The organism is Ruegeria sp. F11 (genome assembly GCF_056533855.1).
On sequence record NZ_JBQFOW010000012.1, the window covers coordinates 1 to 26,616 of the forward strand.

General features: G+C 60.6%; 32 protein-coding genes. 14 read left to right on the forward strand and 18 right to left on the reverse strand.

The window, feature by feature from the left end; translation table 11 throughout:
• The 3 genes from ACR0NJ_RS16230 to parC all read right to left on the reverse strand — a co-directional run.
• Nucleotides 1-91, reverse strand: a 91-nt coding sequence (locus tag ACR0NJ_RS16230; RefSeq protein WP_215675807.1) for a GTP-binding protein, incomplete at its 3' end; no start/stop codon positions are given.
• A 116-nt stretch (nt 92-207) separates the two neighbouring features.
• The gene (locus ACR0NJ_RS16235; protein WP_480612386.1) at nt 208-798 is read right to left on the reverse strand and encodes a hypothetical protein; all 591 of its coding nucleotides are present in this window, start codon (nt 796-798) and stop codon (nt 208-210) included.
• Between the two features lie 99 nt (nt 799-897).
• Nucleotides 898-3,246: a DNA topoisomerase IV subunit A gene (parC, locus tag ACR0NJ_RS16240; protein WP_480818174.1), complete on the reverse strand. Its 2,349-nt coding sequence runs from the start codon at nt 3,244-3,246 to the stop codon at nt 898-900.
• 200 nt (nt 3,247-3,446) lie between these two features.
• Between parC and ACR0NJ_RS16245 the strand changes: the two genes are divergently transcribed.
• The 6 genes from ACR0NJ_RS16245 to ACR0NJ_RS16270 all read left to right on the forward strand — a co-directional run bounded on the left by ACR0NJ_RS16245 (nt 3,447) and on the right by ACR0NJ_RS16270 (nt 7,698).
• The gene (locus tag ACR0NJ_RS16245) at nt 3,447-4,076 is read left to right on the forward strand and encodes an SH3 domain-containing protein (RefSeq protein ID WP_480818175.1); all 630 of its coding nucleotides are present in this window, start codon (nt 3,447-3,449) and stop codon (nt 4,074-4,076) included.
• 69 nt (nt 4,077-4,145) lie between these two features.
• On the forward strand, nt 4,146-4,973 hold the full coding sequence (locus tag ACR0NJ_RS16250) for an SDR family NAD(P)-dependent oxidoreductase (protein ID WP_480818176.1): 828 nt from the start codon (nt 4,146-4,148) through the stop codon (nt 4,971-4,973).
• Between the two features lie 77 nt (nt 4,974-5,050).
• Nucleotides 5,051-5,254, forward strand: a complete 204-nt coding sequence (locus tag ACR0NJ_RS16255; protein WP_480818177.1) for a twin transmembrane helix small protein — start codon at nt 5,051-5,053, stop codon at nt 5,252-5,254.
• A complete protein-coding gene (locus ACR0NJ_RS16260; RefSeq protein WP_480818178.1) occupies nt 5,255-5,827 on the forward strand; it encodes a cob(I)yrinic acid a,c-diamide adenosyltransferase in 573 nt (190 codons plus the stop codon).
• A gap of 183 nt (nt 5,828-6,010) precedes the next feature.
• On the forward strand, nt 6,011-6,769 hold the full coding sequence (locus tag ACR0NJ_RS16265; RefSeq protein ID WP_480818179.1) for an electron transfer flavoprotein subunit beta/FixA family protein: 759 nt from the start codon (nt 6,011-6,013) through the stop codon (nt 6,767-6,769).
• Nucleotides 6,769-7,698: an electron transfer flavoprotein subunit alpha/FixB family protein gene (locus ACR0NJ_RS16270; RefSeq protein ID WP_480818180.1), complete on the forward strand. Its 930-nt coding sequence runs from the start codon at nt 6,769-6,771 to the stop codon at nt 7,696-7,698. The genes ACR0NJ_RS16265 and ACR0NJ_RS16270 overlap by 1 nt, the downstream gene beginning before the upstream one ends.
• A gap of 60 nt (nt 7,699-7,758) precedes the next feature.
• Here the strand turns inward: ACR0NJ_RS16270 and ACR0NJ_RS16275 are convergent, their stop codons facing one another.
• Entirely contained in the window at nt 7,759-8,586 is an 828-nt protein-coding gene (locus ACR0NJ_RS16275; RefSeq protein WP_480818181.1) for a DUF6473 family protein, read from the reverse strand.
• A 159-nt stretch (nt 8,587-8,745) separates the two neighbouring features.
• On the opposite strand from ACR0NJ_RS16275, the gene ACR0NJ_RS16280 reads away from it, so the two are divergent.
• Nucleotides 8,746-9,621 carry a 3-hydroxybutyryl-CoA dehydrogenase gene (locus ACR0NJ_RS16280; protein WP_480818182.1) on the forward strand — a complete coding sequence of 292 codons (876 nt, stop codon included), beginning with the start codon at nt 8,746-8,748 and terminating at the stop codon, nt 9,619-9,621.
• A gap of 74 nt (nt 9,622-9,695) precedes the next feature.
• Here ACR0NJ_RS16280 and ACR0NJ_RS16285 read toward each other — a convergent pair whose 3' ends face one another.
• The 7 genes from ACR0NJ_RS16285 to ACR0NJ_RS16315 all read right to left on the reverse strand — a co-directional run bounded on the left by ACR0NJ_RS16285 (nt 9,696) and on the right by ACR0NJ_RS16315 (nt 15,118).
• Entirely contained in the window at nt 9,696-10,559 is an 864-nt protein-coding gene (locus ACR0NJ_RS16285) for a lysophospholipid acyltransferase family protein (RefSeq protein ID WP_480818183.1), read from the reverse strand.
• A gap of 75 nt (nt 10,560-10,634) precedes the next feature.
• Nucleotides 10,635-10,904, reverse strand: coding sequence for an HPr family phosphocarrier protein (locus ACR0NJ_RS16290; protein WP_480818184.1), 270 nt, complete (start codon nt 10,902-10,904; stop codon nt 10,635-10,637).
• A gap of 16 nt (nt 10,905-10,920) precedes the next feature.
• On the reverse strand, nt 10,921-11,313 hold the full coding sequence (locus ACR0NJ_RS16295; RefSeq protein WP_480818185.1) for a PTS sugar transporter subunit IIA: 393 nt from the start codon (nt 11,311-11,313) through the stop codon (nt 10,921-10,923).
• A complete protein-coding gene (rapZ, locus tag ACR0NJ_RS16300; protein ID WP_480818186.1) occupies nt 11,310-12,191 on the reverse strand; it encodes an RNase adapter RapZ in 882 nt (293 codons plus the stop codon). The genes ACR0NJ_RS16295 and rapZ overlap by 4 nt, the downstream gene beginning before the upstream one ends.
• Nucleotides 12,188-12,658: an HPr kinase/phosphorylase gene (locus ACR0NJ_RS16305; RefSeq protein ID WP_480818187.1), complete on the reverse strand. Its 471-nt coding sequence runs from the start codon at nt 12,656-12,658 to the stop codon at nt 12,188-12,190. The genes rapZ and ACR0NJ_RS16305 overlap by 4 nt, the downstream gene beginning before the upstream one ends.
• A gap of 4 nt (nt 12,659-12,662) precedes the next feature.
• Nucleotides 12,663-14,381, reverse strand: coding sequence for an ATP-binding protein (locus tag ACR0NJ_RS16310; RefSeq protein WP_480818188.1), 1,719 nt, complete (start codon nt 14,379-14,381; stop codon nt 12,663-12,665).
• Between the two features lie 32 nt (nt 14,382-14,413).
• Nucleotides 14,414-15,118, reverse strand: a complete 705-nt coding sequence (locus ACR0NJ_RS16315) for a response regulator transcription factor (protein WP_480818189.1) — start codon at nt 15,116-15,118, stop codon at nt 14,414-14,416.
• A gap of 340 nt (nt 15,119-15,458) precedes the next feature.
• Here ACR0NJ_RS16315 and ACR0NJ_RS16320 point away from each other — a divergent pair, with 340 nt between their 5' ends.
• From ACR0NJ_RS16320 to ACR0NJ_RS16330, 3 genes are all read left to right on the forward strand, one after another.
• Nucleotides 15,459-17,057, forward strand: coding sequence for a phosphoenolpyruvate carboxykinase (locus tag ACR0NJ_RS16320; RefSeq protein WP_480818190.1), 1,599 nt, complete (start codon nt 15,459-15,461; stop codon nt 17,055-17,057).
• Nucleotides 17,058-17,424: 367 nt separating this feature from the next.
• The gene (locus ACR0NJ_RS16325) at nt 17,425-17,715 is read left to right on the forward strand and encodes a hypothetical protein (RefSeq protein ID WP_480612361.1); all 291 of its coding nucleotides are present in this window, start codon (nt 17,425-17,427) and stop codon (nt 17,713-17,715) included.
• A gap of 33 nt (nt 17,716-17,748) precedes the next feature.
• Nucleotides 17,749-18,291: a hypothetical protein gene (locus ACR0NJ_RS16330; protein ID WP_480818191.1), complete on the forward strand. Its 543-nt coding sequence runs from the start codon at nt 17,749-17,751 to the stop codon at nt 18,289-18,291.
• On the opposite strand, the gene ACR0NJ_RS16335 is transcribed toward ACR0NJ_RS16330, so the two are convergent.
• A complete protein-coding gene (locus ACR0NJ_RS16335; RefSeq protein WP_480818192.1) occupies nt 18,288-19,052 on the reverse strand; it encodes a sulfite exporter TauE/SafE family protein in 765 nt (254 codons plus the stop codon). The two genes, ACR0NJ_RS16330 and ACR0NJ_RS16335, sit on opposite strands and share 4 nt — an antisense overlap.
• 145 nt (nt 19,053-19,197) lie before the next feature.
• Between ACR0NJ_RS16335 and ACR0NJ_RS16340 the strand changes: the two genes are divergently transcribed.
• The 3 genes from ACR0NJ_RS16340 to ACR0NJ_RS16350 all read left to right on the forward strand — a co-directional run bounded on the left by ACR0NJ_RS16340 (nt 19,198) and on the right by ACR0NJ_RS16350 (nt 22,012).
• On the forward strand, nt 19,198-20,889 hold the full coding sequence (locus ACR0NJ_RS16340) for an acyl-CoA dehydrogenase family protein (protein WP_480818193.1): 1,692 nt from the start codon (nt 19,198-19,200) through the stop codon (nt 20,887-20,889).
• Nucleotides 20,890-21,052: 163 nt separating this feature from the next.
• Nucleotides 21,053-21,607, forward strand: coding sequence for a hypothetical protein (locus tag ACR0NJ_RS16345; RefSeq protein WP_480818194.1), 555 nt, complete (start codon nt 21,053-21,055; stop codon nt 21,605-21,607).
• Between the two features lie 12 nt (nt 21,608-21,619).
• A complete protein-coding gene (locus ACR0NJ_RS16350; RefSeq protein ID WP_480818195.1) occupies nt 21,620-22,012 on the forward strand; it encodes an META domain-containing protein in 393 nt (130 codons plus the stop codon).
• Here ACR0NJ_RS16350 and recO read toward each other — a convergent pair.
• On the reverse strand, nt 21,996-22,721 hold the full coding sequence (gene recO, locus ACR0NJ_RS16355) for a DNA repair protein RecO (protein WP_480818196.1): 726 nt from the start codon (nt 22,719-22,721) through the stop codon (nt 21,996-21,998). The two genes, ACR0NJ_RS16350 and recO, sit on opposite strands and share 17 nt — an antisense overlap.
• A gap of 178 nt (nt 22,722-22,899) precedes the next feature.
• Between recO and ACR0NJ_RS16360 the strand changes: the two genes are divergently transcribed.
• Nucleotides 22,900-23,142: a hypothetical protein gene (locus ACR0NJ_RS16360; protein WP_480818197.1), complete on the forward strand. Its 243-nt coding sequence runs from the start codon at nt 22,900-22,902 to the stop codon at nt 23,140-23,142.
• Between the two features lie 53 nt (nt 23,143-23,195).
• On the opposite strand, the gene ACR0NJ_RS16365 is transcribed toward ACR0NJ_RS16360, so the two are convergent.
• The 5 genes from ACR0NJ_RS16365 to lepB form a co-directional block, all read right to left on the reverse strand.
• Nucleotides 23,196-23,519 (reverse strand): SemiSWEET transporter, encoded by a 324-nt coding sequence (locus ACR0NJ_RS16365; protein ID WP_480818198.1) that lies wholly within the window; start codon nt 23,517-23,519, stop codon nt 23,196-23,198.
• Between the two features lie 113 nt (nt 23,520-23,632).
• Nucleotides 23,633-23,962: a DUF1491 family protein gene (locus tag ACR0NJ_RS16370; RefSeq protein ID WP_480818199.1), complete on the reverse strand. Its 330-nt coding sequence runs from the start codon at nt 23,960-23,962 to the stop codon at nt 23,633-23,635.
• Nucleotides 23,959-24,867: a GTPase Era gene (era, locus tag ACR0NJ_RS16375; RefSeq protein WP_480818200.1), complete on the reverse strand. Its 909-nt coding sequence runs from the start codon at nt 24,865-24,867 to the stop codon at nt 23,959-23,961. Before era ends, ACR0NJ_RS16370 begins: the two co-directional genes overlap by 4 nt.
• Before the next feature lie 220 nt (nt 24,868-25,087).
• Entirely contained in the window at nt 25,088-25,768 is a 681-nt protein-coding gene (gene rnc / locus ACR0NJ_RS16380) for a ribonuclease III (RefSeq protein ID WP_480818201.1), read from the reverse strand.
• On the reverse strand, nt 25,765-26,604 hold the full coding sequence (lepB, locus tag ACR0NJ_RS16385; RefSeq protein WP_480818202.1) for a signal peptidase I: 840 nt from the start codon (nt 26,602-26,604) through the stop codon (nt 25,765-25,767). The genes rnc and lepB overlap by 4 nt, the downstream gene beginning before the upstream one ends.
• Nucleotides 26,605-26,616: the final 12 nt, after the last annotated feature.

The window sequence follows — 26,616 nt, forward strand, 5'->3', positions numbered from 1 at the left end:
CTGCGGTCAGCGTCGTTTTACCATGGTCAACGTGGCCAATCGTGCCGATGTTGACGTGCGGTTTTGTACGCTCAAACTTTTCCTTTGCCATTCCTCAGGCGCCCTTTTGCGATTTGGGGGACCCTTGGTCCCGTGGTTACATCTGCGCGCGCGAGATATTTGGTTCGCAGGGGAAAATCAAGCACATCCTGCGGGAAAAGCGGTTTGTCATGCTGGATTTTGCGTGACCTCGACGGAATCGAGCGGTTGGATCAGGTCAGGACGTCCGTCGAACCATCCATTGTCCTTATGTTCCTCGGCCAGCCACTCCTCGACCCGGTCGGCGACTTTCAAGGCCAGACCGCTCATCTGCTCTTCCTTGGTGCGGGTATTGCCCGATCCGGTCAGAGCGCTTTCACCGGTCGTGTCTTCCAGCACCTGAAACTGTTTGCCCTTGGCCAGAAACTCTTTCTTGTTCACGTCATAGACGTTGACCAACACGATCGCAGTGCTTTTCGGATTGTAAATCACTGGAATGCCCGGAGGGGCCAGCATATACCCTTCGAGGCTGATGCCAATGTCATATTCCTGCGCGCCCTCATAGCGGCCCAGACGAATATCGACCGCGTTCTGGATCGCGTCGGTCCATTCGTCCGGCGTGGCATCGCGTGACACCGGCCCCTGAACGGCCTTGTCGGCGAAGGCATAGTTCACGCGCAGTTTGAATTCGCCCAGACTTTCGGGTTCTTCATAAACTTGCGTCTGGGTGCAGGCACCCATCAGGGCCAGCCCGGTGATCAGTGTCAGAATGCGCAGCATGTCTCTCGTCTCGATAGGCCTGTTTTTCTTTGATCTAGCGCACCGATACGGGGTGTGCCAAGCCGTATCGACAGAAATTCACTTGGGCGCGGCGCTGGATCACGAGAATTTATAGCTGCGCGGGAATCCATAGGGGGCCTTTTTGCCAACGCCTGCACGCTTTGCCAGCCATTGGGACATATCGGCCTCGTGCCGGGTTTTGTCGCCGCCCATCGACCATTTCAGGCCCTCTTCCCAGTTGAAAGTGGTCACATCGGACAACCCGCCATCCAGTTCCAGCGTCCCCTGCCGCCCCCTGGCCATATTGTATTTCTGCAAACGCACACCCTTGCCCCGCGTCATCTCGGGCAATTCTTCGGCCGGGAAGACGAGGAACTTGCCGTTCTGCGAGACAACGGCCACGTGATCGCCCTCGACGGGCTTACAGATCATCGCGGTTTCGTCGCCCTTGACGTTCAGCACCTGCTTGCCGTTGCGGGTCTGGGCCAGCACCTCATCTTCGGGCACCATGAAGCCGTTGCCCGCGTCCGAGGCCACAAGCAGCTTGCGCCCCGGCTTGTGGATCAGGATGTCGATGATCTGAGCCTCGTTCGGCAGGTCGACCATCAGACGCAGCGGCTCACCCATCCCACGCCCACCGGGCAGGTTGGCTGCGCTGACGGTGTAGAATCGACCATTCGAGGCGAAGACCAGCAGGCGATCCGTGGTTTCTGCATGGAAGATGAACCGCGGGCCGTCGCCGTCCTTGAACTTCAGCTCGCGCTTCAGGTCGATGTGACCGGTCATTGCGCGGATCCAGCCCATCTGAGAGCAGACGACCGTGATCGGTTCGCGGTCGATCATCGCCTCAAGCGGCACTTCTTCGACCTGCCCCGCCTCGGCGAACTGAGTCCGGCGCGCGCCGCCTTCGTAGTCTTTGCCGAAGGTCTTCTTGGTCTCTTTCAACTGCTCGGCGATCTTGGCCCATTGCAGAGCGGGATCGGCCAGAAGGTCTTCGAGGTTGGCGCGCTCCAGCATCAACTCGTCACGTTCGCGGACCAGTTCCATCTCTTCCAGACGACGCAGACTGCGCAAGCGCATGTTGAGGATGGCGTCGACCTGAACTTCGGACAGTTCGCCCTCGCCCGGTTTGGGCGAGACGTAGTCGGATTCGTCGGTCGCGCGGACATGGTCGATGCCCCAATCCTCGCGCGTTAGTGCGGCTTTGGGGTCATCGTCGTAGCGGATGATGTCGATCACACGGTCGAGATTGAGGAAGGCGACAATAAAGCCCTCCAACACCTCCAACCGGTGATCGATCTTGGCCATCCGGTGACGCGAGCGGCGGATCAGCACCTCTTGCCGGTGATCGAGGAAGGCGCGCAGCACTTCCTTCATCGAGCAGACCTTGGGCGTCACACCGTCGATCAGCACGTTCATGTTCAGGCTGAACCGCACCTCGAGGTCCGAGTTGCGATAGAGCATGCCCATCAGCACCTCGGGGTCGACGTTTTTGGAACGCGGCTCAAGGATCAGACGAATGTCATCAGCGGATTCGTCCCTTACATCACCGAGGATCGGGATTTTCTTGGTCTGGATCAGTTCCGCGATCTTTTCGATCAGCTTGGATTTCTGAACCTGATAGGGGATCTCGGTGACGACGATCTGCCACTGGCCGCGACCAAGATCCTCGACCTCGAACTTGCAGCGCAGACGGAAGGACCCGCGCCCGGTGCGATAGGCCTGCGCGATATTCTCGGGCGGCTCAACGATCACGCCGCCGGTCGGGAAATCCGGGCCGGGGACATAGTTCAGCAAAGTATCGTCGCGCGCATCCGGCGTCTTGATCAGATGCAGACAGGCATCGCAAAGCTCCGAGATATTGTGCGGCGGAATATTCGTCGCCATCCCAACTGCGATACCGCTGGCGCCATTCGCCAGCAGATTCGGGAATTGCGCGGGCAACACGACCGGCTCGGTCAGCGTGCCGTCGTAGTTGTCGCGGAAATCGACGGCGTCTTCGTTCAGACCTTCAAGCAGCGCCTCGGCCACGATGGTCATCCGCGCTTCGGTGTAACGCGAGGCCGCCGGGTTATCACCGTCGATATTGCCGAAATTCCCCTGCCCGTCGACCAGCGGGTAGCGCACGTTGAAATCCTGCGCCAGACGCGCCATCGCATCATAGATAGCGGCGTCGCCATGCGGGTGATAGTTGCCCATCACGTCGCCGGAAATCTTGGCGGACTTCCTGAAACCTCCGGTTGCACTGAGTCGCAGCTCTCTCATCGCATAGAGGATTCGCCGGTGCACCGGCTTCAACCCGTCCCGCGCATCGGGCAGCGCCCGGTGCATGATGGTGGACAGCGCATAGGTCAGGTAACGCTCACCTATGGCGCGGCGAAGCGGTTCGGCTACCTCGCCCCCGCCTTCGGGGGCCTCCATGTTGGGGTCGTCGATCGTATCGTTCATATATGATGTGGTACAACGCACGCGCGCCTTGGTAAAGCAACCGCGGCATATTTTGCTGGGGACAAGTCGCGCTTTTTGCAACAGGGGGAGGCAACCCCCGGATTTCCCCCATCTTTCGACTCGGCCCACAAATTATGCTAGGATTTCTTCAATTAAGTTGCTGCCTGTTTTTTGATGTTACGATTGCCGGGGGATGCGCCATGACGCGCCTGATACTAGTTACCTTTGCCGCACTTGGCTGGACCTTCTATGTAATGAGCGGGGGTCCCGATTTCGAGCCGCGCGGCATACGCGCCGAACAACCTGAACGCGTGGCCGTGGCTCCCAAACCTGCCCCAAAACCTGTGGTCGAGGCCCCGGTCGAACAACTCGTGACCCGCGTGGCTTTGCAACCCTCGGATATTGTTCCGCCCCAGACCCAAGTCGAACCTGTCCTTGGGGAAAAAGAAACCAAAGCCCTGCTGTCTCAGGTCGCCGCAGGGCTTAGGGCGAACCCGTCCCTGTTTGATGATCAAAGCGTGACCCTGACGCTGGCGTCGCTGGAACAAGGCGTTGCCGGGCTGCAGCAGGTCGTAACGGATGTGGAACCTGAACCGGCCGCGATTCCAGCCCAGCCGGAACCCGAGAAGGATATCCGCGAAATCTCGGGCACTCGCGTGAACATGCGCGATGGGCCCGGCACGATCTATCCGATCATCGGCAAGGCGGTGATCGGCCAGAAGGTCGAAATCCTCAGCGAATCCGGCACCGGCTGGTTGCGCCTGCGCGTGGTACCCACGCAACAGGTCGGTTGGATTTCGGCCTCACTCGTCCGGAAAACCAACAACTAGAACCTGCATGTCATTGCTCTGCCGCATTCCTGACCATAGCTATGGGCGCAGGACAAGGTCGGGGATGACATGCAGAAATCAATTCTCATTACAGGTTGTTCCTCGGGCATAGGTCTGGACGCCGCACACGGTATGCGTGCGCGCGGCTGGCGGGTTTTTGCCTCCTGCCGCCAGCAGCGAGACTGTGACCGGCTGCGGGCGCAAGGGTTCGAAAGCCCCCGAATCGACTATACCGACGCGGCGACCATCACGTCCGGCCTGGCCGAGTTGATCGAAGCCACAGGCGGCACTTTGGACGCGGTGTTCAACAACGGCGCGCACGGGCTGCCCGGCGCGGTCGAGGACCTACCCACCGACGGCCTGCGCCAGATTTTCGAGGCGAATTTCTTTGGCTGGCACGAACTGACCCGGCAGATCATCCCAATCATGCGGGCGCAGGGGCACGGGCGAATCGTCCAGAACTCTTCGGTGCTGGGGCTGGTGGCGATTCCGTGGCGCGGGGCCTATGTGGCCACAAAATACGCGGTCGAGGGGCTGACGGATACGCTGCGGATGGAGTTGCGGGACACGGATATCAAGGTCATCCTGATCGAACCCGGCCCGGTTACATCGAAAATCCGCGTGAACTCGATCCCCATGTTCGAACGGTTCATCGACTGGAAGAACTCGGCCCTTCGCGAGAAATACGAGGCCGGTTTGCTGAAACGGCTCTACGAATCGTCGGGGCCCGACCGGTTCGAACTGCCAGCCTCGGCGGTGACGGCAAAGCTGGCCCATGCGGTCGAATCCCGCAGACCCCGGGCGCGGTACTACGTGACGACCCCCACGTATATCGCCGGATATCTGCGCCGCGTCCTGTCCACCCGCGCGATTGATCGCATCCTGTCGGCGGACTGAGGCAAAAAACCTGTTCGCTTTTGGCGCGACAAAGGCTAGATCAGGCCAATCGCAAATAACACACAGACGGTGAGTTCATGGACCTTTTGATGGTCGTTTTGCTTCTGGCCATGGCGGCAGTGGTCGTTGTGCTGACCCTGGGCATCGCCAATTTCGGCAAGGGCGGCATGGAAGCTGCCAAGAAAAGCAACAAGATGATGCGGCTGCGTATCCTGTTTCAGTTCGTCGCCGTCGTGCTGATCGTTCTTTTCGTCTGGCTGCGCGGGCAAGGAGTGCAATAGATGGTCGTTCTGAACAAGATTTACACCCGCACCGGCGATGACGGCAAAACCGCCCTGGGCAATGGCGAGCGTGTCGCGAAATATTCGGGCCGTGTGGCGGCCTATGGCACGGTGGACGAGTTGAACTCCTTCGTCGGCGTTGCCCGAACCGAGGCCGATGGCGAGACCGACGCCGCCCTCGCCCGCATCCAGAACGACTTGTTCGATCTGGGCGCAGACTTCTGCCGCCCCGACATGGAAAAAGATGCCGAGGCCGACTATCCGCCCCTGCGCATCGCGCCCGCCCAGATCGACCGGCTCGAGGCCGAGATTGACGCGATGAACGCCGATCTGGAACCGCTGCGCAGTTTCATCCTGCCCGGCGGCTCGCGTCTGGCGGCCCATCTGCATGTCTGCAGAACGGTCTCGCGCCGGGCCGAGCGGCTGGCAGTTGAGCTGACCAATATGGAGCCGGTGAACACTGTGGCGGTGAAATACCTCAACCGTCTGAGCGACTGGTTCTTTGTTGCGGCACGCTGCGCCAACAACGGCGGCAAGGATGACGTTTTGTGGATTCCGGGCGCCAACCGCTAAGCGCCCGTTCCCCGCATCCCGACGCAGCACTTCCGCACGCTGAAAAAAGCACAAAACGCGACGTCCCAAGTGCATGACGTGACGATTTTGCCCTGTTGTCGTGCGACCTGAGACGCTATTCAGTCCCACGAGAGCATTGGTGGGCTTCGCGGCTTACCGTTTTTTGTGAGGAGCAAGCGCAATATGAAGGTACTCGTGCCTGTCAAACGCGTGATCGACTATAACGTGAAGGTCCGCGTCAAGGCGGACGGCAGCGGTGTCGATCTCGCCAATGTCAAAATGTCGATGAACCCCTTCGACGAAATCGCCGTGGAAGAGGCGATCCGCCTGAAAGAAGCGGGCAAGGCGGACGAAGTTGTTGCCGTTTCGATTGGCGTAAAGCAGGCGCAGGAAACCCTGCGGACCGCGCTGGCCATGGGTGCAGACCGTGCGATTCTGGTGGTTGCGGCTGATGACGTCCACACTGATATCGAACCGCTGGCCGTTGCCAAAATCCTCGCCAAAGTCGTTGAAGAGGAACAGCCGGGCATCGTTCTGGCTGGCAAACAGGCGATCGACAACGACATGAACGCCACCGGTCAGATGCTGTCGGCCCTGCTGGGCTGGTCCCAGGGTACCTTCGCGTCCGAACTGGACATCGAAGGCGACAGCGCCAAGATCACCCGTGAGGTGGATGGTGGTCTGCAGACCATCGGCGTCAAGATGCCGACCATCGTGACTGTTGACCTGCGCCTGAATGAGCCGCGCTATGCCTCGCTGCCCAACATCATGAAGGCGAAGAAAAAGCCGCTGGATGAGAAAACCGCCGCCGATTACGGCGTTGACGTCACCCCGCGCCTGGAGATTGTAAAAACCGACGAGCCGCCCGCGCGCGCTGCCGGTATCGTGGTGGGCTCGGTTGACGAGCTGGTCGAGAAACTCAAAGAAGCGGGGGCTGTGTAATGGCTGTTCTTCTTCTCGCTGAAGTCAACAATGGTGAGCTGTCGCTGGACGCCACCGCCAAGGCCGTCAACGCCGCAAAAGCTCTGGGTGACGTGACTGTTCTGGCCGCAGGCGGTTCCGCCGCCGCTGCTGGTGAGGCCGCCGCCAAGATCGATGGCGTTGCCAAGGTGCTGGTCGCCGAGGATGCCTCGCTGGGTCACCGCCTGGCGGAATCGACCGCAGCGCTGATCGAGTCGCTGGCCGACGGCTATGAGCACATCGTGGCCCCGGCAACCACCGACGCCAAGAACGTGATGCCGCGCGTCGCCGCGCTGCTGGACGTGATGGTGATCTCGGATGCGTCCGGCGTGGTTGACGGCTCGACATTCGAGCGTCCGATCTATGCGGGCAACGCGATCCAGACTGTGAAATCGAACGACGCCAAGAAGGTTGTCACCCTGCGGACGGCCAGCTTTGACGCGGCGGGCGAAGGTGGTTCGGCCCCGGTTGAAACCATCTCGGTTCCGGGTTCCGAAGGTCTGTCGGAATGGGTCGAGGACAAGGTGGCCGAAAGCGACCGTCCCGAACTGACCTCGGCTGGCGTTGTTGTTTCGGGCGGCCGTGGTGTCGGCTCGGAAGAGGACTTCAAACTGATCGAAACGCTGGCCGACAAGCTAGGCGCGGCGGTTGGTGCCTCGCGCGCCGCCGTTGACTCGGGCTATGCCCCGAACGACTGGCAGGTGGGTCAGACCGGTAAGGTTGTTGCCCCCGATCTGTATGTCGCAGTCGGTATCTCGGGCGCGATCCAGCACCTTGCGGGTATGAAGGACTCGAAGGTCATCGTTGCGATCAACAAGGACGAAGAAGCGCCGATTTTCCAGGTTGCCGATTTCGGACTGGTCGCAGACCTTTTCCAGGCGGTGCCGGAACTGACCGAGAAACTCGGCTGATCACAGCCTGAGATTTTTCGTCGGAAAATCTAGGAACGGCCCGCCAACAGGCGGGCTTTTTCAATTCAGATCACTGATCGCAGAATATAGCGCATCCGCGATCCGGCGATGCGAGGCTGGTCCGATCATGTGCTCAGCCATGGGCTGCTGCAGGGTTCCGAACAGTAAATCCTCGATCTCATCCGAGTCGCCGGACAACCGAACGCTCAGGTCAACGATCCCAGCGCAAAGCGGCCTCAAACCCTCGACCATATCGGCCCCGACAAAAACCGGATCACAGCCGAGCGGGCCGCCATATTCAGTCGCAATCTCACCATCCACGCGCAGCCAGAGCAGAATGACCGGCGGTTCGATCTGTTGTAGAAACCGCACCATCGTCCGCGTCCATTGCTGGCGCAATTCCTGTGCCACGACCTCATACCGTGCATCGGAACATGCGTGCAGCCGCCCCAGCAGGTGGCGGACAAAGTGCACATCTGTGAAGTCCAGATCCGGGTATAGGGCGACAAGATCTCCATTCGGAGCGAGGAAGCGGTCGTTGCGACGCGGGTGCACTTTGTAGAACCGATTCGACTGCCCCAGCGCGCCCGGCACCTGCAACACGCACAGTTCGGCCGCATTGGCCATGTCCCGCAGATCAGCATCCTGCGACAGAGCCTCCAACCCGCAGAAGAGGCTTCCGAAATTGACGCATTTGCGGTCCAGACGTTGTTCCAGATAGGCCGGAAACGGTTGGTCAACGAAACGTCCAAACGTCTCATCCCCGCCCAAACACGCCAGATAGGACCCACCCAGAGACCGCTTCGGTCCGCGAAACTGCAGCTTTGATGCCCCGTAGCGGCACACGTGGTCTTCGGGCAATCCCGCGCCCGTTTGATGATAGCTCATATCACTCACCCAATTGTCACCCGCTGCCATCCTGCCGCCTCAGGTCTTGAGAAAATGCTAATGTGCGCATTTGAAGCAAATCCAACCCAACCGAGTCCCTTGCCGCCCGCCCCGAACTGCCGGTAATGTCGCGGCAACCCAAGAACAAAGGCACTGAACATGGATGTAAAATCGGTCGGAGTGATTGGCGCGGGCCAGATGGGCAATGGCATCGCCCATGTATTGGCGCTGGCGGATTATGACGTTCTGCTGAACGATGTCAGCCAGGACGCGCTGGACAGCGCCGTGACCACGATTGAAGGCAATCTGGCGCGTCAGGTGTCGCGGGGGAAGATCTCGGAAGAGGCCATGCAGGGGGCGTTGAAGCGGATCAGCACGACGCTGGAACTGCCGCAACTGGGGCAGACCGATCTGGTAATCGAAGCGGCGACCGAGCGCGAGGCGATCAAACAGGCGATCTTTGAGGACCTGCAACCACATCTTTTGCCGCATACGATTTTGACCTCGAACACATCCTCAATCTCAATCACCCGTCTGGCCAGCCGGACGGACCGGCCCGAACGGTTCATGGGGTTCCACTTCATGAACCCCGTGCCAGTGATGCAATTGGTGGAACTGATTCGCGGTATCGCGACCGATGAACAGACATTCAGCACCTGCAAAGCCGTGGTGGACCGGCTGGGTAAGACCGCCGCCAGCGCCGAGGATTTTCCGGCTTTCATCGTGAACCGCATTCTGATGCCGATGATCAATGAGGCTGTCTATACCCTGTACGAGGGCGTGGGCAGCGTGCAGTCCATTGACCAGTCTATGAAGCTGGGGGCCAATCACCCCATGGGGCCGCTGGAATTGGCGGATTTCATCGGGTTGGACACCTGTCTGGCGATCATGAACGTTCTGCATGATGGGCTGGCGGATACCAAGTATAGGCCCTGCCCGCTGTTGACCAAATATGTCGAAGCCGGATGGCTGGGCCGTAAGACCGAACGCGGGTTTTATGATTATCGCGGTGAGGTTCCGGTTCCGACACGGTAAAGGGGGCCAGCCCCCTCGCCCGGATTTTATCCGGGCTCACCCCCGGGATATTTTTGGCCAGATGAAGTTCCGGATCAGGCGTTGGGTGTCTGGCCCAGCGCCATCGTGCGCTTTCTGAGCCAGGCCATGAAGCCGCGCGGGTCGCGTTCCAGCAATTGCATGTCCTCGTCCGAGACCGGCTGGCCGATCACCGGAGATTGCGGCTTGTTGCAGGAGCGGACGATCTCGTGCAGCAGCAGGCCCTGTCGCAGGATCGCGGACAGTTTGTTGGCGATCTGATAGGCACGCGAGTTGCGGCCCGGGAAGAAGATCGGCACCACCTGCGCGCCCGAACGGCGGATCATTTTGGCGGTGAAGACATTCCACTCGCGCTCGATGGCCGGGCCGAACCAGTCATCCGACGACATCACCACGCCGGATGGGAAAAGGGCCACGACGCCGCCGTTTTTCAGATGCTCCATCGCCTTGCCCCGCATCTCCAGCATTTTGGCCTGCGCCTCGGGGTCATGCGGGAAGGGAACGGGGATCATGAACGAGGTCGCGGCCTCGTCCAGCCCGGTCAGGACCGAGCGGGTCAGGATGCGGTAGTCGCTGCGGACCCGTCCGATCAGTTCGGCCAGGATCATGCCGTCGACCATGCCGTGCGGGTGGTTTGCAACCACGACAACCGGGCCTTTCTTGGGAATGCGGTCGATCTGATCCTGCGGGGTTGTCAGGTCGATCCCCATGACATCCAGCGCGCCACGCCAGAACCTTTGGCCCCGATAGTATTCGTTCTTTTTTTCGAACTTGTTGACCATTCGCAGAATGGTCAGCTTGCCGGTGCACCATTCGATGGCGCGGATGGCCGTCGAGGTCCAGGCGTCGTCGAACGAGTTCGCATAGGTCAGGGTTCTACGGTCGTAGATCTCGCCCTGATCCGCGGTCCCATCCACCATCGGGCCTGTCTTGGTTTCGTGCGTCGTTTCCGCCAATTCCTGGTCTTCCCGTTCTTGCTGTCCCGGCGGGGCGGTTCAGAACCCCTCTCCGAACTTGTCGTTCACAAGAGCTTCCAGGGCTTCTGCCAATGCCTCAGCATCCGGCCCGGACGTCTCGACGTCAATAGTGGTTCCGCGCGAGGCTGCCAACATCAAAAGGCCCATGATACTGTCCCCTGAGGCAGAAAGTCCGTCTTTGGACACTTCGGCGCGGGCGTCAAAGCCTTCGACCAGTTCAACCAGCTTGGCCGAGGCGCGGGCGTGCAGACCCTTTTCGTTAATGATTTTCAGGCTTCGGCTGGTCATTTCAATCAATCCGGTCTTAATCCAATGTCACATTTTGCGCATTGATGTACTTCCGTCCAGCCTCCATCGCCCGGCGCACCGCATCGGCAACCGGAAGGTGGCGGCTTTTGGCCAATTTGATCAGCATCGGAAGATTTGCGCCATAAAGGATGCGCCGATCCTGCGGCGCGCAGGCCCGCAGGCTGAGATTCGACGGGCTGCCGCCAAACAGGTCGGTCACGATAACAACGCCGTCGCCCACGTCGACCTCATCGGCGGCGCGGCAGATTTCGGCCTGTTTTTCGTCGCGGTTGTGGTCGGCCTCGATCGCGATGGCCTTCAGGCCGGGCTGCGGTCCGACCACATGCTGCATCGCGGACAGGTATTCCTGAGCCAACCCCCCATGCGCTACGATCACTATCCCGATCAATCCGGCCTCACATTCAACGCGCGTCGTTCCATTTCGCGATGCCTAATTGCCACCTGCTGCCCCCCCTCTGCAAGGGCTTTCGCAACCGCTTCGGCCATGGCGACGGATCGGTGCTGCCCGCCCGTGCAGCCGAATGCCACGGACAGGTGTGCTTTGCCTTCGGCGCGAAAGGCCGGCAGCAGAAGTGACAGCAACTCCACCACACGGTCGAAAAACGGTGCGTAGTTCGTATCGGACTGTACATAGTGCGCCACATCCGGGTTTCGACCATCCGCTGCCCGCAATTCGGGCCGCCAGTAGGGGTTGGCCAGAAACCGGCAGTCAAACACCATGTCCAGACCGCGCGGCAGGCCGCGTTTGTACGAGAAGGACTCCACCGACACCGCCAAATGCCGACCGTCCTTGGGAGCGAACCAGCGTTCGACCTCTTCGCGCAGCTGGTGCACGTTCAGAGCGCTGGTGTCGATCAAGGTATCGGCAATCTCGCGGATCGGGGCCAGCAGTTCCTTTTCCTGCCGCACGCCGGTTTCGGGGCTGGAATCGCGCGCCACCGGGTGCCGCCTGCGCGTTTCCGAGAATCGCCGCAGCAGCACGTCATCGCTGCAATCCAGATAGAGCACCGTCAGATCGACCTGCACCATGCGGCCCAGCTTGGCCGCCAGTTCAATGAACCCGATGGTCGAGAAATCCCGGTTGCGGGCGTCGATGCCAAGGGCCATCGGGCGGTCGCTTTCGGCCCCGTCCAGCAGTCGGGACAACAGGCCCATGGGCAGGTTGTCGATGGCCTCGAACCCCAGATCTTCTAGGACATGGATCGCCGTGGACCGGCCTGCGCCCGAGGGGCCCGTCACCAGAACGATGCGCCGTTGCGAAGTCATGTGCCGGGCCAATCCGTGGTCACGCGTCCCATCCTGAGCAGTTGGATCAAAGCTTCCGCCAAATTGGGCAGGTCGGCCCCGCGAAGCAAGGGAACAGATTGCCTCAGTACTTGTATCGTTACCGGTTCCGGAAGGCGGGCTGTTTCGGCTTGGTCCAGATCGACGACATAGGCCAGCGGTGAGGGGCTGCAAGGCGTGGCCCGCAGCAGACCGATACCACGCGCCTCGATCAGGCCCGAGATCTGCGGAACAGGCTCGGCGATGACCTGATCGGAGTCCATGTGCAGATTGACCCTGTCATCCGCGACCAGACCTGCCCCCAGCGCCATCATACGCAGACCAAGACCGGATTTGCCGGACCCCGAGGCCCCAACGATCAGAAGCCCCTGGCCATCGACGGCAACGCAAGTTGCATGAACACAGGCACTGTCCTGATTCAACGCATCTGACAGGGCCGCTATGGTCATGATGTCAGACTGGCAGCCCCACGACAAAACGCGCACCCAGCGGGTCTGATGTGATGTCGGCCTCGGTCGGGCGGATATTCTCGGCCCAGATCACGCCGCCGTGGGCTTCGACGATCTGTTTCGAAATGGCAAGACCCAGGCCCGAGTTATTCCCGAAATGCTCGGCAGGCCGCTGCGAATAGAAGCGTTTGAACACTTTGGTCAGCGATTCTTCTGGGATACCGGGGCCGGTGTCTTCGACCACCACCAGCACGCGGTTGTCTCGCTTGCGGACCCAGACCCGGATCGCATCGCTTTCCTCGCAGAAGGAAATCGCGTTGGTGATCAGGTTGACAAAGACCTGCGCCAGACGGGCCTCCAGCCCATTGACCACAATGGGATCGCTTGGCAGGTCGGTGATGTAGTCGATGCCTTTGGACCGGGCATCCTCACCCAGGAACTGGCCGATATTGCCCAGCAGGTTCAGCAGGTCGAAGGGCTGTTCTTCCTCTTTCACCAGTTCCGCATCCAGACGCGAGGCGTTCGAGATATCGCTGACCAGACGGTCCAGACGCTTCACGTCATGCTCGATCACGCCCAGCAGCTTTTCACGCTGATCGTCGCGCTTGACCATGCGCAGCGTGCCGACCGCCGATTGCAGGCTGGCCAGCGGGTTCTTGATCTCATGCGCCACGTCGGCGGCGAATTGTTCGTTTGCGTCGATCCGGTTGTAAAGCGCGGTCACCATCCCGCGCAGGGCCTGGCTGAGGCGTCCGATCTCATCCGGGCGCGCGCTCAGATCGGGGATGCGGATGCGGCCGGGATTGACCCCGGTGCCCCGGTCCTTGCCCATTTCGGCAGCGGCGGCCAGATCGGCCAACGGGTTGGCGATGGTCGAGGCCAACACGAGGCTGAGGCCGATGGACACCAGCAGCGCCACCACAAACATCTGCAGCACCCGTTCCTGTTCGCGCCGCGCCAAAGCGTCAATTTCACCGGCGGGCCCGGTAATGGCGACCGCTCCGGCGGGAATACCCTCGTACAGGATCGGCGCGGCGGCGACGATTACGGTATCGCCCGCTTCGTCCGACACTGCCTGCACTTGATGCTGGCCCTGCAACGCGGTCGGAACAATGGTCTGAACACGCTGTGCGAGGGTCGGTGCCTCAACCTCGGGTGACCAATTGATGATGCGGGATAGGCCGGTCCAGACGGCGTTCAAGGTATCGCTGATCACCGTGCTGCCGGTCTGGATATCCGCGTCCGAGCGCAGCAACACAGGCAGTTCCGATGGCGGAGACGCCCCGCGCGTCCAGCCGATCAGGGTGCCGCTGGAATCGTAGACGAACACCTCACCGCCTTTGGGCAGGCTAAGGCCCGCCAGGGTGTCCTTGACGTCCAGATCCGAGGCATCGCGCGGGTTCTGTGCGCTTCCCTGCCGCAACTGAGTCTCGAACACGTTGCTGACCAGTTGCGCATCACCCATCAGGTTGCGCGCCGTCTGCTGAACCTGTTCCTTGCGGGTGTCGTTCAGATAGAGCAACCCGGTCACAAGAATGACCAGGGCGATCAGGTTGAAGGTGATGATCTTGCGCGCCAGCGGCGAGCCGCGCAGCGAAAACAGGTTCCGTCGGGATCGCTTATGCTGCAGTTCTTCCGAATCGAGGTCCTGCGGGATAACCCAGTCATCCCCCAGAACGACGTCACCGTCGCGCAATTCATCGGTTCGTTCAGTGTCGCGCACGGAACCCCATTACCTCTTGTAGACGGCCAGGCCTATTCTTCGTTGTATCTGTACCCGATCCCGTAAAGGGTTTCGATGGCCGAAAACTCAGAGTCCGCTGCACGCATCTTCTTGCGCAGGCGTTTGATGTGGCTGTCGATCGTGCGGTCGTCCACGTAGACCTGATCGTCATAGGCCACATCCATCAGCTGATCGCGGCTTTTGACAAAGCCCGGACGCTGGGCCAGCGCCTGCAGCAACAGGAACTCGGTCACGGTCAGAGACACATCCGTCCCTTTCCAGCTGACCGCGTGGCGCAGCGGATCCATCCGCAATTCCCCACGTTCCATTACCTTGGTATCGCCGGTATTGGCAGCGGTCGCATCGCCGCTTGTGGCCTCTTGTCGGCGCAGCAACGCACGGATGCGCTCCACCAGCAAACGTTGGGAAAACGGCTTTTTTACATAGTCATCCGCACCCATGCGCAGGCCCAGAACCTCGTCGATCTCATCATCTTTCGAGGTCAGGAAAATTACCGGCATCTGCGTTTTCTGGCGCAGCCGCTGCAGCAAATCCATGCCGTCCATACGCGGCATCTTGATATCCAGCACGGCCATATCCGGAAGCTTCTTGTTGAACGCGTCCAGAGCGGCCTGCCCGTCATTATATGTTTCGACCTCGAAACCTTCGGCTTCAAGCGTCATGGACACGGACGTCAGAATGTTTCTGTCGTCGTCCACCAGTGCAATCTTCGACATCGGGTTCACCCCTATTCCTGCTCACTCGCGCAATAATACGCTTTTTTGTAAGACATTGTTGGCGTTTTTGATCTACCGAATCAATCCGTAACCACGAATCGTGCCATTCTTGCGGCAGGTATGCGGCAAAATTGCCTTGCCCCGCCCGAATTGTTGCCCTGAATTACGGCAGGCAATTCGTGGTGGCGCTAAACCTGTGCTTGGTTGCGCTAACTCGCCAAACCCACCTGTTCATGCCCCAAAATACCATGATAAGAGGCGCTTGACCGCCGGGCTTATCCCGGCATCTGCCCATGGCGCATCCGGCCCAAGGCCCGCGCCACCACAGGAGAAGACACACATGACATCTGGACGGGTTAACCCGCAATTCCGCCTCGAAGATCAGGGCATCGAGGGTCTGGGACATGTCTATTACAACTTTATGGAACCGGCGCTGATCGAAGAGGCGCTGAAGCGTGGCGAAGGCACCCTTGGCAATGGCGGTGCGTTTCTGGTCACCACCGGCAAGTTCACGGGCCGGTCCCCAAAGGACAAGCACGTCGTCAAAACCGACAGCGTCGCCGACAGCATCTGGTGGGAAAACAACGCCGCCATGAGCCCCGAAGGGTTCGATGCGCTTTACCAAGATATGCTGGCCCATATGAAGGGCCGCGACTATTTCGTGCAGGACCTCGTCGGCGGGGCCGATCCCAGCTATTCGATCAACGTGCGCATGGTCACGGAACTGGCCTGGCACAACCTGTTCATCCGCCACCTGCTGCGCCGCCCGGATCGCGAAGATCTGGACGATTTCACCGCAGATTTCACGGTCATCAACTGCCCCAGCTTCAAGGCCGACCCGGCCAAGCACGGCTGCCGGTCCGAAACGGTGATCGCGCTGAACTTTGACCGCAAGCTGATCCTGATCGGCGGCACCGAATATGCGGGCGAGAATAAGAAATCCGTCTTTACCCTGCTGAACTACATGCTGCCCGAGAAAGGCGTGATGCCGATGCACTGCTCGGCCAACCACGCCGTGGGCAACCCGGTCGACACTGCCGTGTTCTTCGGCCTGTCCGGCACCGGCAAGACCACCCTGTCCGCTGACCCCGCGCGGGTTCTGATCGGCGATGATGAACACGGCTGGTCGGATCGCGGCACCTTCAATTTTGAGGGCGGCTGCTATGCCAAGACGATCAACCTGAACGCCGAGGCCGAGCCGGAAATCTACGCCACGACCAGCAAGTTCGGCACCGTGATCGAGAACATGGTCTTCGACCCCGAGACCAAGGAGTTGGATTTCAACGACGACTCGCTGACCGCGAACATGCGCTGCGCTTATCCGCTGGAATACATCTCGAACGCGTCGAAATCGGCCTTGGGCGGGCATCCCAAGAACATCATCATGCTCACTTGCGATGCGTTCGGCGTGCTGCCTCCGATCGCGCGGCTGACGCCAGCGCAGGCGATGTATCACTTCCTGTCGGGCTTTACCTCGAAGGTCGCAGGCACCGAGCATGGCGTGACTGAACCGCAGCCCACCTTTTCAACCTGTTTCGGCGCGCCGTTCATGCCGCGCCGTCCCGAGGCCTATGGCAACCTGCTGCGCGACAAGATCGCCCAGCATGGCGCCACCTGCTGGCTGGTCAACACCGGCTGGACCGGTGGAGCCTATGGCGTGGGCAGCCGGATGCCGATCAAGGCCACGCGCGCCCTGCTGACCGCCGCGCTGGAAGGCTCGCTGGCGGATGCCGAATTCCGCAAAGATGCGAATTTCGGCTTTGACGTCCCGGTCTCGGTTCCCGGCGTCCCCGAAGTTCTGCTGGACCCGCGCCGCACATGGGATGACCAAAGCGCCTTTGACAAACAGGCGGAAAAACTGGTGCAGATGTTTGCCGAGAATTTCGAGCAATACGTCCCGTTCATTGACGAGGACATCAAAGCCGTCGCGATCGGCTGAACTTAAGCTAAGGGGCGTTCGCGCCCCTTTTTCTTGCCGAGTAGATGTGTCCCTTCTGATCCTCTGAGAGTTGCGAAATTAACGGGACAGTTACAAATGCATTGCCCAATACCACAACATAAGGTAGGTCTGCTGCCTATTAGACTGAATAAGCCCGGCGCTGACGCACCGGGCCAAAATTGAAAATACCTATGGGCGGCTCACGCACACACACTCACGTTGGCGAAATGAGCAACCTAATCAGACGTGTAGTCTATAAGTATGGGGATATGTGTCAATATGGGACTTGCTGAAAAGTTACTCGCTCAGCCCGTTCCGACTCGCCCAAATTTCGCGGGAATTGGCGCAGACAAAAACAGGTAAATCAATGACAGAAATCTCGAAACTCACCGAGCTGCGCAAGCTGATGCAAAGCATGGAACAGACCCTTGGGCTGGAAAAGCTCTCTCCGGTTGAACGCGATATTTACTACGCGGCCGAAGAACTTTCGAAAGCCGATCAAGAGGTCCGCACCTTCGGTCTGATCGAACACACGCTGGTCAAAAGCGTATCGCGGCCGACCTTTTTCCGCGCGTTGAAGTCTCTGGTCGAAAAAGGCTACCTGTCGCAAAGCGGTACGGCCAACCGGGGGCGGTATATCGTTCATGCCCCCAGATGACGCCTCGAACCTGCGCAATGGTGACTGACCACCGTGCGCAACTGGGCTTCTGAAACCACCTACGCCTCTTTGGCTTACGTTCTGGCATGGTTCCTCTCGTTCGAGGTGCTGATGCCGTTGCAGAACGTGTTCTTTCCCGAATATCCCAGCCGGGCCAGCCTGCTGTTCCTGCCGCATGGCGTGCGGGTCCTATCGGCGTGGCTGCTGGGGTGGCGGGCGATCCCGGCGCTTCTGCCGGGTGTGTTTTTCGTCTTCTGGTATGTCGGCGGGTCGGATGTGTTTCTGCCCAGCCGCCTGCTGGCCATCACAATTGCCGTCACCACCGTCCCTGCCGTGTTCTACCTGCTGAAATGGGCAGGATGGGACCTGTTTCCGCGGGCCGACCGGAAACCGTGCTGGAGTTGCATCATGGGCGTCGGGGTGATCACGTCATTCCTGGTGTCCATGCTGACCAATCTGGCTTTCGGCAGCGCCACCGCGGAATATATCGCCTATCTGATCGGGGATATCTCGGGCCTGTTCTTCCTGATGCTGGGGCTCTATTTCGCCTTCCGCTTCGCCGAGAACCGCCGCTAACCCATAAACCCACGCCGCAGCAGGTTCAGACCGGCCAGAAGCAGCACCCACAGCGTCGCCTTTCGGAAACTCTCCTGATCGATCCGTTGCTGCAGGTGCAAACCAACCCACATGCCCGCCAGCGCGGGCGGTATCAGCGCCACAGACAATGGAACCGTGTCCGCGCGCAGAATTCCCGACCCCAGATGCGCCAACACCAAGGCCACCGCCCCTAACCCGTAGATCACGCCCTGAATGCGGATCTGTTCCAGTTTGGGCGTGTTCAACGCCGTCAGATAAGCCACCGTCGGTGGCCCCCATACGCCGGACATGCCGCCCACCAGCCCGGCAGTTGCCCCGACCAATGCCTCGATCCGGGCCGATGGGTGGCGGATCACCAGCCGCACTCCCAAAACCTGTATCAAGGCAAAGAACGTCACCGGGATACCGATCATCAGCAGGAACGTCGATGGCGGCAGAATGCTGACAAACTGCGCCCCGGCCAGCAAAAAGATCAGCCCGACGATCAGGAACACCCGGAACCTGCGGATCGACTGCATCGCCGCCCCTGTCCCCTCGCGCAAGGCCTGCACGCCGTTGGTCACAAGCGTCGGCAGGATCAGCCCCGCCAGGGCCAGATTGGGCGGCAGGAACAGGCTTAGGCCAGAAATCAGCACCATCGGCATTGCAAAGCCGACCATGCCTTTGACGCAACCCGCCACAAAGCCAATCAGGATGGCCAGCGCAAACTCCAGCGGCGTGAGTGCGGAAAACAGTGTCATGACCTCTCAATACCATCCCCCGGGCGCTCTGCACCTGCAAAATCATTGGCGCAACTTTTGAACTTTTTTGCACCCCCATAGGTATTTTTGTTGCGCTGCATGTGCAGCATGGTATGACCGTACGACTGATGAAAGGATGCGATTCATGGCCCATGACGGACAGGATATGACCGAGATGACGACAGCAGCAGTTTTGCCCGACCTTCTTGCCCTGACCCGGGCCGCAATACCTGCGGTCGAGACCGTGTTCGAGCGCGCCCGCGAGTCCGTGCGCGGCATGGTGACGGCGGATGGCCGCATTTCGGGCGCGCTGATCGAGGCCAACCAGACCGCCGCACACGGGCTGGCGTGGGTCGCGACCTATCACCAGTCGCTCACCCAGATGCAACGCTGGGCCGAGGCGCTGGAGGCTGACGGCAAGTTCGGGGAGGCCGAGCAACTTCTGCACCAGATCGCCTTTGGCGAATACCTGCATCAGGTCGCAGGCGGCATCCCGATGAACCAGGGTGAGGTCGTGCGCCTGCAGGACCTCGGGCTGGGTTGGGACGCACTGTCGGGCTTCCAGTGCAACGAAGTGCAGACCCTGATGGCGCAGGCCAATTCTCAGGCCGCACGGACGCGTCTGGTGGAATTGATGCAGGATCAGGCCGGTTCGACCATGTTCGGGGCCTCGGGGCTCGACGAGGAACTCGAAATGATCCGCGAGCAATTCCGCCGCTATGCTCAGGAAAAGGTCGAACCGAACGCCCATGACTGGCACCTGAAGGACGAGTTGATCCCGATGGAAATCATCGAGGAACTGGCCGAGATGGGTGTCTTCGGCCTGACCATCCCCGAAGAATTCGGCGGGTTTGGCTTGTCCAAAGCGTCGATGTGCGTGGTCTCCGAAGAACTGTCACGCGGCTATATCGGCGTCGGTTCGCTGGGCACCCGCTCCGAGATCGCGGCCGAGTTGATCATCGCCGGCGGCACCGACGAGCAAAAGGCACAGTGGCTCCCCAAGATCGCCAGTGCCGAGATTCTGCCCACCGCCGTTTTCACCGAGCCCAACACCGGGTCCGACCTCGGCAGCCTGCGCACCCGCGCGGTCAAAAATGCCGAGGGCGACTATGAGGTCACTGGAAACAAAACATGGATCACCCACGCAGCCCGTACCCATGTAATGACCTTGCTGGCCCGCACCAACCCGGACACCACCGACCATCGCGGCCTGTCTATGTTCCTGGCCGAGAAAACGCCGGGCACGGACGAGAATCCCTTCCCCACCCCCGGCATGACGGGCGGCGAGATCGAGGTTCTGGGCTATCGCGGCATGAAAGAATACGAGCTGGGTTTTGACGGCTTCAAGGTCAAGGGCGAGAACCTGCTGGGCGGTGAAGAAGGTAAAGGCTTTAAACAGCTAATGGAGACCTTCGAATCCGCCCGCATCCAGACCGCCGCCCGCGCCATCGGCGTGGCGCAAAGCGCGCTGGACATCGCGATGCAATATGCCATTGACCGCAAGCAATTCGGCAAGTCGCTGATCAAATTCCCCCGCGTGTCCGGCAAGCTAGCAATGATGGCGGTGGAAATCATGATCGCGCGGCAACTGACCTATTTCTCGGCGTGGGAGAAGGATCACGGCCAACGCTGTGACCTTGAGGCGGGGATGGCCAAGCTGTTGGGCGCGCGCGTGGCCTGGGCGGCGGCGGACAATGGTCTGCAGATCCATGGCGGCAACGGCTTTGCGCTGGAATACAAAATCAGCCGCGTCCTGTGTGACGCGCGCATTCTGAACATTTTCGAAGGGGCTGCCGAAATTCAGGCACAGGTCATCGCACGACGTCTGCTCGGGTGATCGAATTCGACAGCCCTGTTTCCCGACTGACCCGGCCTTTGCGCCGGGTCTTTTTCTGGCAGGCTGGGGTCGCCTTGATCCGCCGACCCGCAAACTCCCCCTATGATCCGGGCCGGAACAGGGGTAGAGCGTCCGGCGAGACAACACCTGACCGGACCGTTAGATGACGAGACGCATACTGGCACTTTGGGCAATCCTCGCCGCCCTCACCCTGGGCGCCTGCGCCACCACCCCGCCGACCGCCACGCAAGCCGATATCGACGGGCTGGCGCAAGCCATCCGCAACCTCGGCCCCAATGTCGATCCGGCCGAGGCGCAAGAGGCCGCCGTCATCGCCTACACCCATTCCCAGCAGCTCAAGCAGGAATGGAACGTCACCGACGCCGCCATCATCCACAACGCCAAGATCGCCAACGGGTTTCGCGAAAAGGGCCTGTGCAACGACTGGGCCGAGGCCATGACCGGGCGTCTTCGGCAAGAGCACTTCAAAACGCTGGACCTGCATTGGGTGACCTCTCCGCCGACCCAGTTCCGGATCATCCACCACTCGGCGCTGGTCAGCGCCAAGGGCGACCCGATGGACAAGGGCATCATCCTCGACCCCTGGCGCAACAGCGGCGCTCTGTTCTGGGCCCCGATGGTCGAGGACACTCGCTATAACTGGCGGCCCCGCCTGGAAGTCCGCGAGGAATTGCTGAGCGGAGCGAACCCGTATTGAAGGACACACCCGATGACACGCCTGACCCTTCTGCTGCCCCTGATGGCCCTGTTCCAGTGCGACAAGGACGAAACCGTCGCCGCTTATGGCGCGGCGGATCAGACATGGGTGCTGCAGGAAATCGACGGGCAGCCCTATGAGGCCAGCGCCCTGCTGCGCTTTCCCGAACCGGGGCGGATCGAGGGAAATGCCCCCTGCAACAGCTATAACGGCACCCTTAACGCGCCCTATCCGTGGTTCGAGGTCGCCGATCTGGCAGCAACCCGCGCCGCCTGCGCCGGTCTTGAAGCCGAAGGGTTTTATTTCGCTGCCCTGATGGCAATGACCCAGTCCGAGGTGTCCGGCGACGTGCTGATCCTGCGCAATGAGGACGGGCACGAGATGGTGTTCAAAGCCGCCGACTAAGCTGTTCCAGAAATCGCGACCGCGCCTCGGGCAGCGGATTGTGCCCCAAAGCCGGGGCCACGCGGTGTTGCAGGAAATAACCGGTGGTGTTCAGCCCTTCGGCAATTTCGGCATCAGGCGCCAGCCCTTCGCCGCGCAAACAGGGTGGCAATGGCAGCAGCTTGTCGGCCCACTCCCCTGCCCCTTTGGCACTAACGGCTCGGCCGGATTTGGGGGAGACATAGACCAGCCCCTCAACCGCCCCCGTCACCGCGCAGGTTTGCAGATCAAGGCCAAAGCCTAGTTCTTCGAGCAAAGCCAGTTCCCAGCGCAGATAGGCCAGCGGCCAAATCTCATCCTGCCCCAGCAGGTCCATCAACTGTTCGGTCTGCTTGTAGATCGCTGGGTGCGGTTCGCGTTCGGGCAGGCAAAAAGACAACAGCGCAACCACCGCGTTCAGCCCAGCCAGCGCCAGCCGTCCGGAAAACGCCGCCGCCGCGCGCGATCGCAGCGGTTCGACCTGAAAACTGCCGATATGTTCCTCTAGCCGTGCGCGCCACAGCACGTCCAGTTGCGCGCCGGGTTGCAGGATGGGCGCGATCTTGCGGCTGGTGCCACCGCGCACGACACCGGCATGGCGACCGTGGCCTTCGGTGAAAACCTCGATAATCGCCGCCGTTTCGCCGTGACGACGAGAGGTCAGAAGAATGCCGTGATCGCGCCAGTCCAAGATGTGATCCGGTTTTGTGTCAGCCTGCCCGCAGAAAATCCCAAGGGCGACAGATGCGCAAGTGCTGAAGAGTTTTGCCGTTTTTCCCAATCGCCAAATTCTTGTGACTTTCTGCCATCTGTTTTGACCGCGTTTTCACCATCCCCACCTGTGCCTTCAAACGGAAAGAGGGCAAATTATGATTGACGACGAACCCCTGCCAGCCACCTATTACGACGATCACGACATCTGGACGCTGGACCCCACGGCGGCCGACAAGCATGTATACGAGGCCTTTGCTGCCGATGTGGTCGATCTTGTTCAACTGCTGGACGACAACAAACCGATGCTGTCCCGGGATGTGTACGCGCGACTGTTTGCATCGCTGCGGGACCTGTCCAGAGTGTTGGGACATTACGAGGAGGGCTGGCATCTGGACTGAGGGATAACGGCCCCCTCACAGTCACCCAAAGTTTGCACCCTTGAACTGGCGGATCAGAACGTCACGCCAGCGTGGATCAGGATGCCAACGACCATCAAGATGTTCAGCACCATCGAGATGCCGTTGCCCACATAGATCGGCAGTTTGCCGACCACCAGCCCATAGGCGAACCACAGAAACGACAGAGCCGCATAAAGCGACCAGGACAGCAGCGACTGGCCGGTGGCGTGTTGCGAATGGGTGAAATACAGCTTGACCAACTGCGGCAGCGTCGCGAAAGGGCCGACGACGCCGATAAAGACCATGAACCCCTCGAACCGCTGCATCCAGTGGCCAAGATTTGACTTTTCCAGTTTCTCTGCAAGCGTTTCAGCCACGCCAACACCTCTTTGTCCTGCTATGTCCGCTGGGTTTTCCGGCTCTTGGCCGGGCGGGATTCAGCCATAAAATAGTCGCTTTGCGCCGCTGGTCCAAGACCCGTTGAGTGGCCTCAGTCCAGCCCTTCCTCGCCTAGCAGATGCCGTCCCTGCCGGTCCTCAACCTCGATCACCCAAAGGTCGGGGTCAAAGCTGCGTTGCCGGTTGACGGCGGCATCCACGTCAGATTCGGGGCCGCTGGACAGTTCGACCCATGTCCGCTCACCGCTCATCAGATCGAAACTGCGCTGAAACGCGACCGCGTGACCGTCGAGCGTGTTCAGCTTGACCAACACCGCGCCTGCGGTGTCATCCCCGTGGGCGACCACAAAGGCCGGAATTTCCTGAAACCGCAGCCGCGCCAGATAGGCATGGACCCAGAATTCGGCCGTCAGCCGGGTCATGCGTTGCCGTCTTTGAAATCCAGACCCATTTCCGAATAGCGCTCGGATTCCTCAAGCCAGTTGGGCCGGACTTTGACCTGTAGAAACAGGTGGATCTTGCGGTCGAGGAACTCTTCCAGTTCCGCCCGTGCGGCCTGGCTGACCGCCTTGATGGTCTCGCCCTTTTTGCCCAGCACGATGCCTTTGTGGCCGTCGCGCATGACATAGATGACCTGATCGATCTTGGCCGAGCCGTCCTTGCGCTCTTCCCAGTTTTCGGTCTCGACCGTCAGTTGATAGGGCAGTTCCTGATGCAGCCGCAGGGTCAGTTTCTCGCGCGTCATCTCAGCCGCGATCATGCGCATCGGCAGGTCGGCGATCTGGTCTTCGGGATAGAGCCACGGGCCTTCGGGCAGCTTTGACGCCAACCATGTGCGCAGGTCGTCCACGCCGTGGCCTTTTTCGGCCGAGATCATGAAGGTTTCGGCAAAGGGATAGTGGGCGTTCAGGTCACTGGTGAGCGACAGCAGTTTTTCCGAGGGCACCTTGTCGATCTTGTTGATCGCGAGCGCTATGGTTCGGCCCTGCCCGATTTCTTCGAGACCTTCGAGGATGCGCTCGACCCCTTCGGTGATGCCGCGATGGGCCTCGACCATCAGCACCACCACGTCGGCATCCGCCGCCCCGCCCCATGCGGCTGCAACCATGGCGCGATCCAGCCGGCGGCGGGGTTTGAAGAGGCCCGGCGTGTCGACAAAGACCAGCTGCGCGTCACCCTCCATCGCCACGCCCCGGATGCGGGCGCGGGTGGTTTGCACCTTGTGTGTAACGATCGAGACCTTGGCCCCGACCATGCGGTTCAGAAGGGTGGATTTGCCTGCGTTGGGCTCTCCGATCAGGGCGATGAATCCGGCGCGTGTGGTCATGTGTTTTGCGATCCTGTTTGCAGGTGCGCACCCCTATCGCAGAATGGGCGGGCGGGCCAGAGGATTTGTTGATCGGTTGGGGGTGCCCCCCAAACCGCTTAACCTAATTGGGGGGGCAGCCCCCAAGCCGCTTGTTCTGATTGGGGGCCAGCCCCCCAAACCCCCCGGGATATTTTTGGCCAGATGAAGCTGGGGATCGCCGCGGGGGCGCAGAGTGGGGTTATTTGGGGAGGGTGGAGAGCAGGGTTTTGGCGGCGGATTGTTCGGCCTGGCGTTTGGAGCCTGCGGTGGCCTGCGCCTCGGTGCCGTCCTGAAGGCGGGCGGCGATGGTGAAGATGGGGGCGTGGTCGGGGCCGGTGCGTTTGACTTCGACATAAGAGGGGGGTTTCTGACCGCGGGCCTGGGCCCATTCCTGCAACGCGGTTTTGGCGTCGCGCGCGTCGGCCTCGACCCTGTGGACGCGGTCGCCCCAGAGGGCGAGGATGACGTCGCGGGCGGCCTCGAACCCGGCGTCGCGGTAGATGGCGGCGATGACGGCCTCCATCGCGTCGCCCAGAAGGGCCTGTTTGCGGCGTCCCCCCGACAGCATTTCGGATCGGCCCAGTTTCAGAACCGCGCCAAGGTCGATCTGGCGAGCAACATCGGCGCAGGCCTCTTTGCGGACCAGCGCGTTGAAGCGCGGGGCAAGCTGGCCTTCGGAGGCGGCTTTGTCGGCTTCGAGCAGCGCCGTGGCCATGACAAGGCCCAGCACCCGGTCGCCCAGAAATTCCAGCCGCTGATTGTCGGGCCGTGTGGGCGACGAGACAGAGCCGTGCGTCAGCGCGCGCAGCAGCAGTTCGGGGTTGGAAAATTCGTACCCCAGCCGCTGCTGGAACGCCTTTATCTCGGCCGACAGTTTCAATTGACCGCCTTGAAGAACCGATCCCCGCGCCAGGTCCAGAAGAACAGCATCGACCGACCGGCGGACGAGAACATGATACGGTCGGCACGGCCAATCAGGTTTTCATAGGGCACATAGCCAACCCCGTTTGCCGATTGCGGCAGGCGGCTATCGGCAGAGTTGTCGCGGTTGTCACCCATGAAGAAATAGTGACCTTCGGGCACCGTGTAGATACCGGTGTTGTCCGAGCCCTGATTGCCGATGTTCAGCACGTCATAAGACACACCATTCGGCAGGGTCTCGATCAGGCGGTTCTTTTCGCACACACCGCCCAGCCCCACCGGGCCGTTCGAGCAGCGCGGACGCAGGCGTTGCGGGCCTTGCGGTTCGGCGGTTTCGGTGAAGACACCATCGGGTTGCTGCGGCACCGGGGTGCCGTTCAGGATGATCTGGCCTTCGCGGATTTGAATTCGGTCGCCCGGCAGGCCGATCAGCCGTTTGATATAGTCGCGCCCGGTGACGGGGTGGCGGAAAACGATGACATCGCCGCGTTCAGGCTCGCCGCCCCAGATGCGGTTTCCATCCTCGCCTTTCATCCAGCCGCAAACGTCTTCGGCATCGATATTCAGGCCGACGCTGGGGATGATCAGGCTGGGGCACGAGGCGTAAGAATAGCCATAGGCCATTTTGTTGACGAACAGAAAATCCCCGATCAGCAAGGTTTCTTTCATCGAGCCTGAGGGAATCCAGAAGGGCTGAAAGAACAGGGTCCGGAAGACGCCTGCAATCAGCAGGGCGTAAACGATGGTTTTGATCGTTTCCCAGATGCCACTTCCGGTTTTGGCTTCCTCGGCCATACTGCTCTCCAG

Coding starts and splice junctions, on each gene's coding strand:
- ACR0NJ_RS16235 (WP_480612386.1), bottom strand. CDS start 798: ATGCTGCGCATTCTGACACTGATCACCGGGCTGGCCCTGATGGGTGCC.
- parC (WP_480818174.1), bottom strand. CDS start 3,246: ATGAACGATACGATCGACGACCCCAACATGGAGGCCCCCGAAGGCGGG.
- ACR0NJ_RS16245 (WP_480818175.1), top strand. CDS start 3,447: ATGACGCGCCTGATACTAGTTACCTTTGCCGCACTTGGCTGGACCTTC.
- ACR0NJ_RS16250 (WP_480818176.1), top strand. CDS start 4,146: ATGCAGAAATCAATTCTCATTACAGGTTGTTCCTCGGGCATAGGTCTG.
- ACR0NJ_RS16255 (WP_480818177.1), top strand. CDS start 5,051: ATGGACCTTTTGATGGTCGTTTTGCTTCTGGCCATGGCGGCAGTGGTC.
- ACR0NJ_RS16260 (WP_480818178.1), top strand. CDS start 5,255: ATGGTCGTTCTGAACAAGATTTACACCCGCACCGGCGATGACGGCAAA.
- ACR0NJ_RS16265 (WP_480818179.1), top strand. CDS start 6,011: ATGAAGGTACTCGTGCCTGTCAAACGCGTGATCGACTATAACGTGAAG.
- ACR0NJ_RS16270 (WP_480818180.1), top strand. CDS start 6,769: ATGGCTGTTCTTCTTCTCGCTGAAGTCAACAATGGTGAGCTGTCGCTG.
- ACR0NJ_RS16275 (WP_480818181.1), bottom strand. CDS start 8,586: ATGAGCTATCATCAAACGGGCGCGGGATTGCCCGAAGACCACGTGTGC.
- ACR0NJ_RS16280 (WP_480818182.1), top strand. CDS start 8,746: ATGGATGTAAAATCGGTCGGAGTGATTGGCGCGGGCCAGATGGGCAAT.
- ACR0NJ_RS16285 (WP_480818183.1), bottom strand. CDS start 10,559: ATGGTGGATGGGACCGCGGATCAGGGCGAGATCTACGACCGTAGAACC.
- ACR0NJ_RS16290 (WP_480818184.1), bottom strand. CDS start 10,904: ATGACCAGCCGAAGCCTGAAAATCATTAACGAAAAGGGTCTGCACGCC.
- rapZ (WP_480818186.1), bottom strand. CDS start 12,191: ATGACTTCGCAACGGCGCATCGTTCTGGTGACGGGCCCCTCGGGCGCA.
- ACR0NJ_RS16305 (WP_480818187.1), bottom strand. CDS start 12,658: ATGACCATAGCGGCCCTGTCAGATGCGTTGAATCAGGACAGTGCCTGT.
- ACR0NJ_RS16315 (WP_480818189.1), bottom strand. CDS start 15,118: ATGTCGAAGATTGCACTGGTGGACGACGACAGAAACATTCTGACGTCC.
- ACR0NJ_RS16320 (WP_480818190.1), top strand. CDS start 15,459: ATGACATCTGGACGGGTTAACCCGCAATTCCGCCTCGAAGATCAGGGC.
- ACR0NJ_RS16325 (WP_480612361.1), top strand. CDS start 17,425: ATGACAGAAATCTCGAAACTCACCGAGCTGCGCAAGCTGATGCAAAGC.
- ACR0NJ_RS16335 (WP_480818192.1), bottom strand. CDS start 19,052: ATGACACTGTTTTCCGCACTCACGCCGCTGGAGTTTGCGCTGGCCATC.
- ACR0NJ_RS16340 (WP_480818193.1), top strand. CDS start 19,198: ATGGCCCATGACGGACAGGATATGACCGAGATGACGACAGCAGCAGTT.
- ACR0NJ_RS16345 (WP_480818194.1), top strand. CDS start 21,053: ATGACGAGACGCATACTGGCACTTTGGGCAATCCTCGCCGCCCTCACC.
- ACR0NJ_RS16350 (WP_480818195.1), top strand. CDS start 21,620: ATGACACGCCTGACCCTTCTGCTGCCCCTGATGGCCCTGTTCCAGTGC.
- ACR0NJ_RS16360 (WP_480818197.1), top strand. CDS start 22,900: ATGATTGACGACGAACCCCTGCCAGCCACCTATTACGACGATCACGAC.
- ACR0NJ_RS16370 (WP_480818199.1), bottom strand. CDS start 23,962: ATGACCCGGCTGACGGCCGAATTCTGGGTCCATGCCTATCTGGCGCGG.
- era (WP_480818200.1), bottom strand. CDS start 24,867: ATGACCACACGCGCCGGATTCATCGCCCTGATCGGAGAGCCCAACGCA.
- lepB (WP_480818202.1), bottom strand. CDS start 26,604: ATGGCCGAGGAAGCCAAAACCGGAAGTGGCATCTGGGAAACGATCAAA.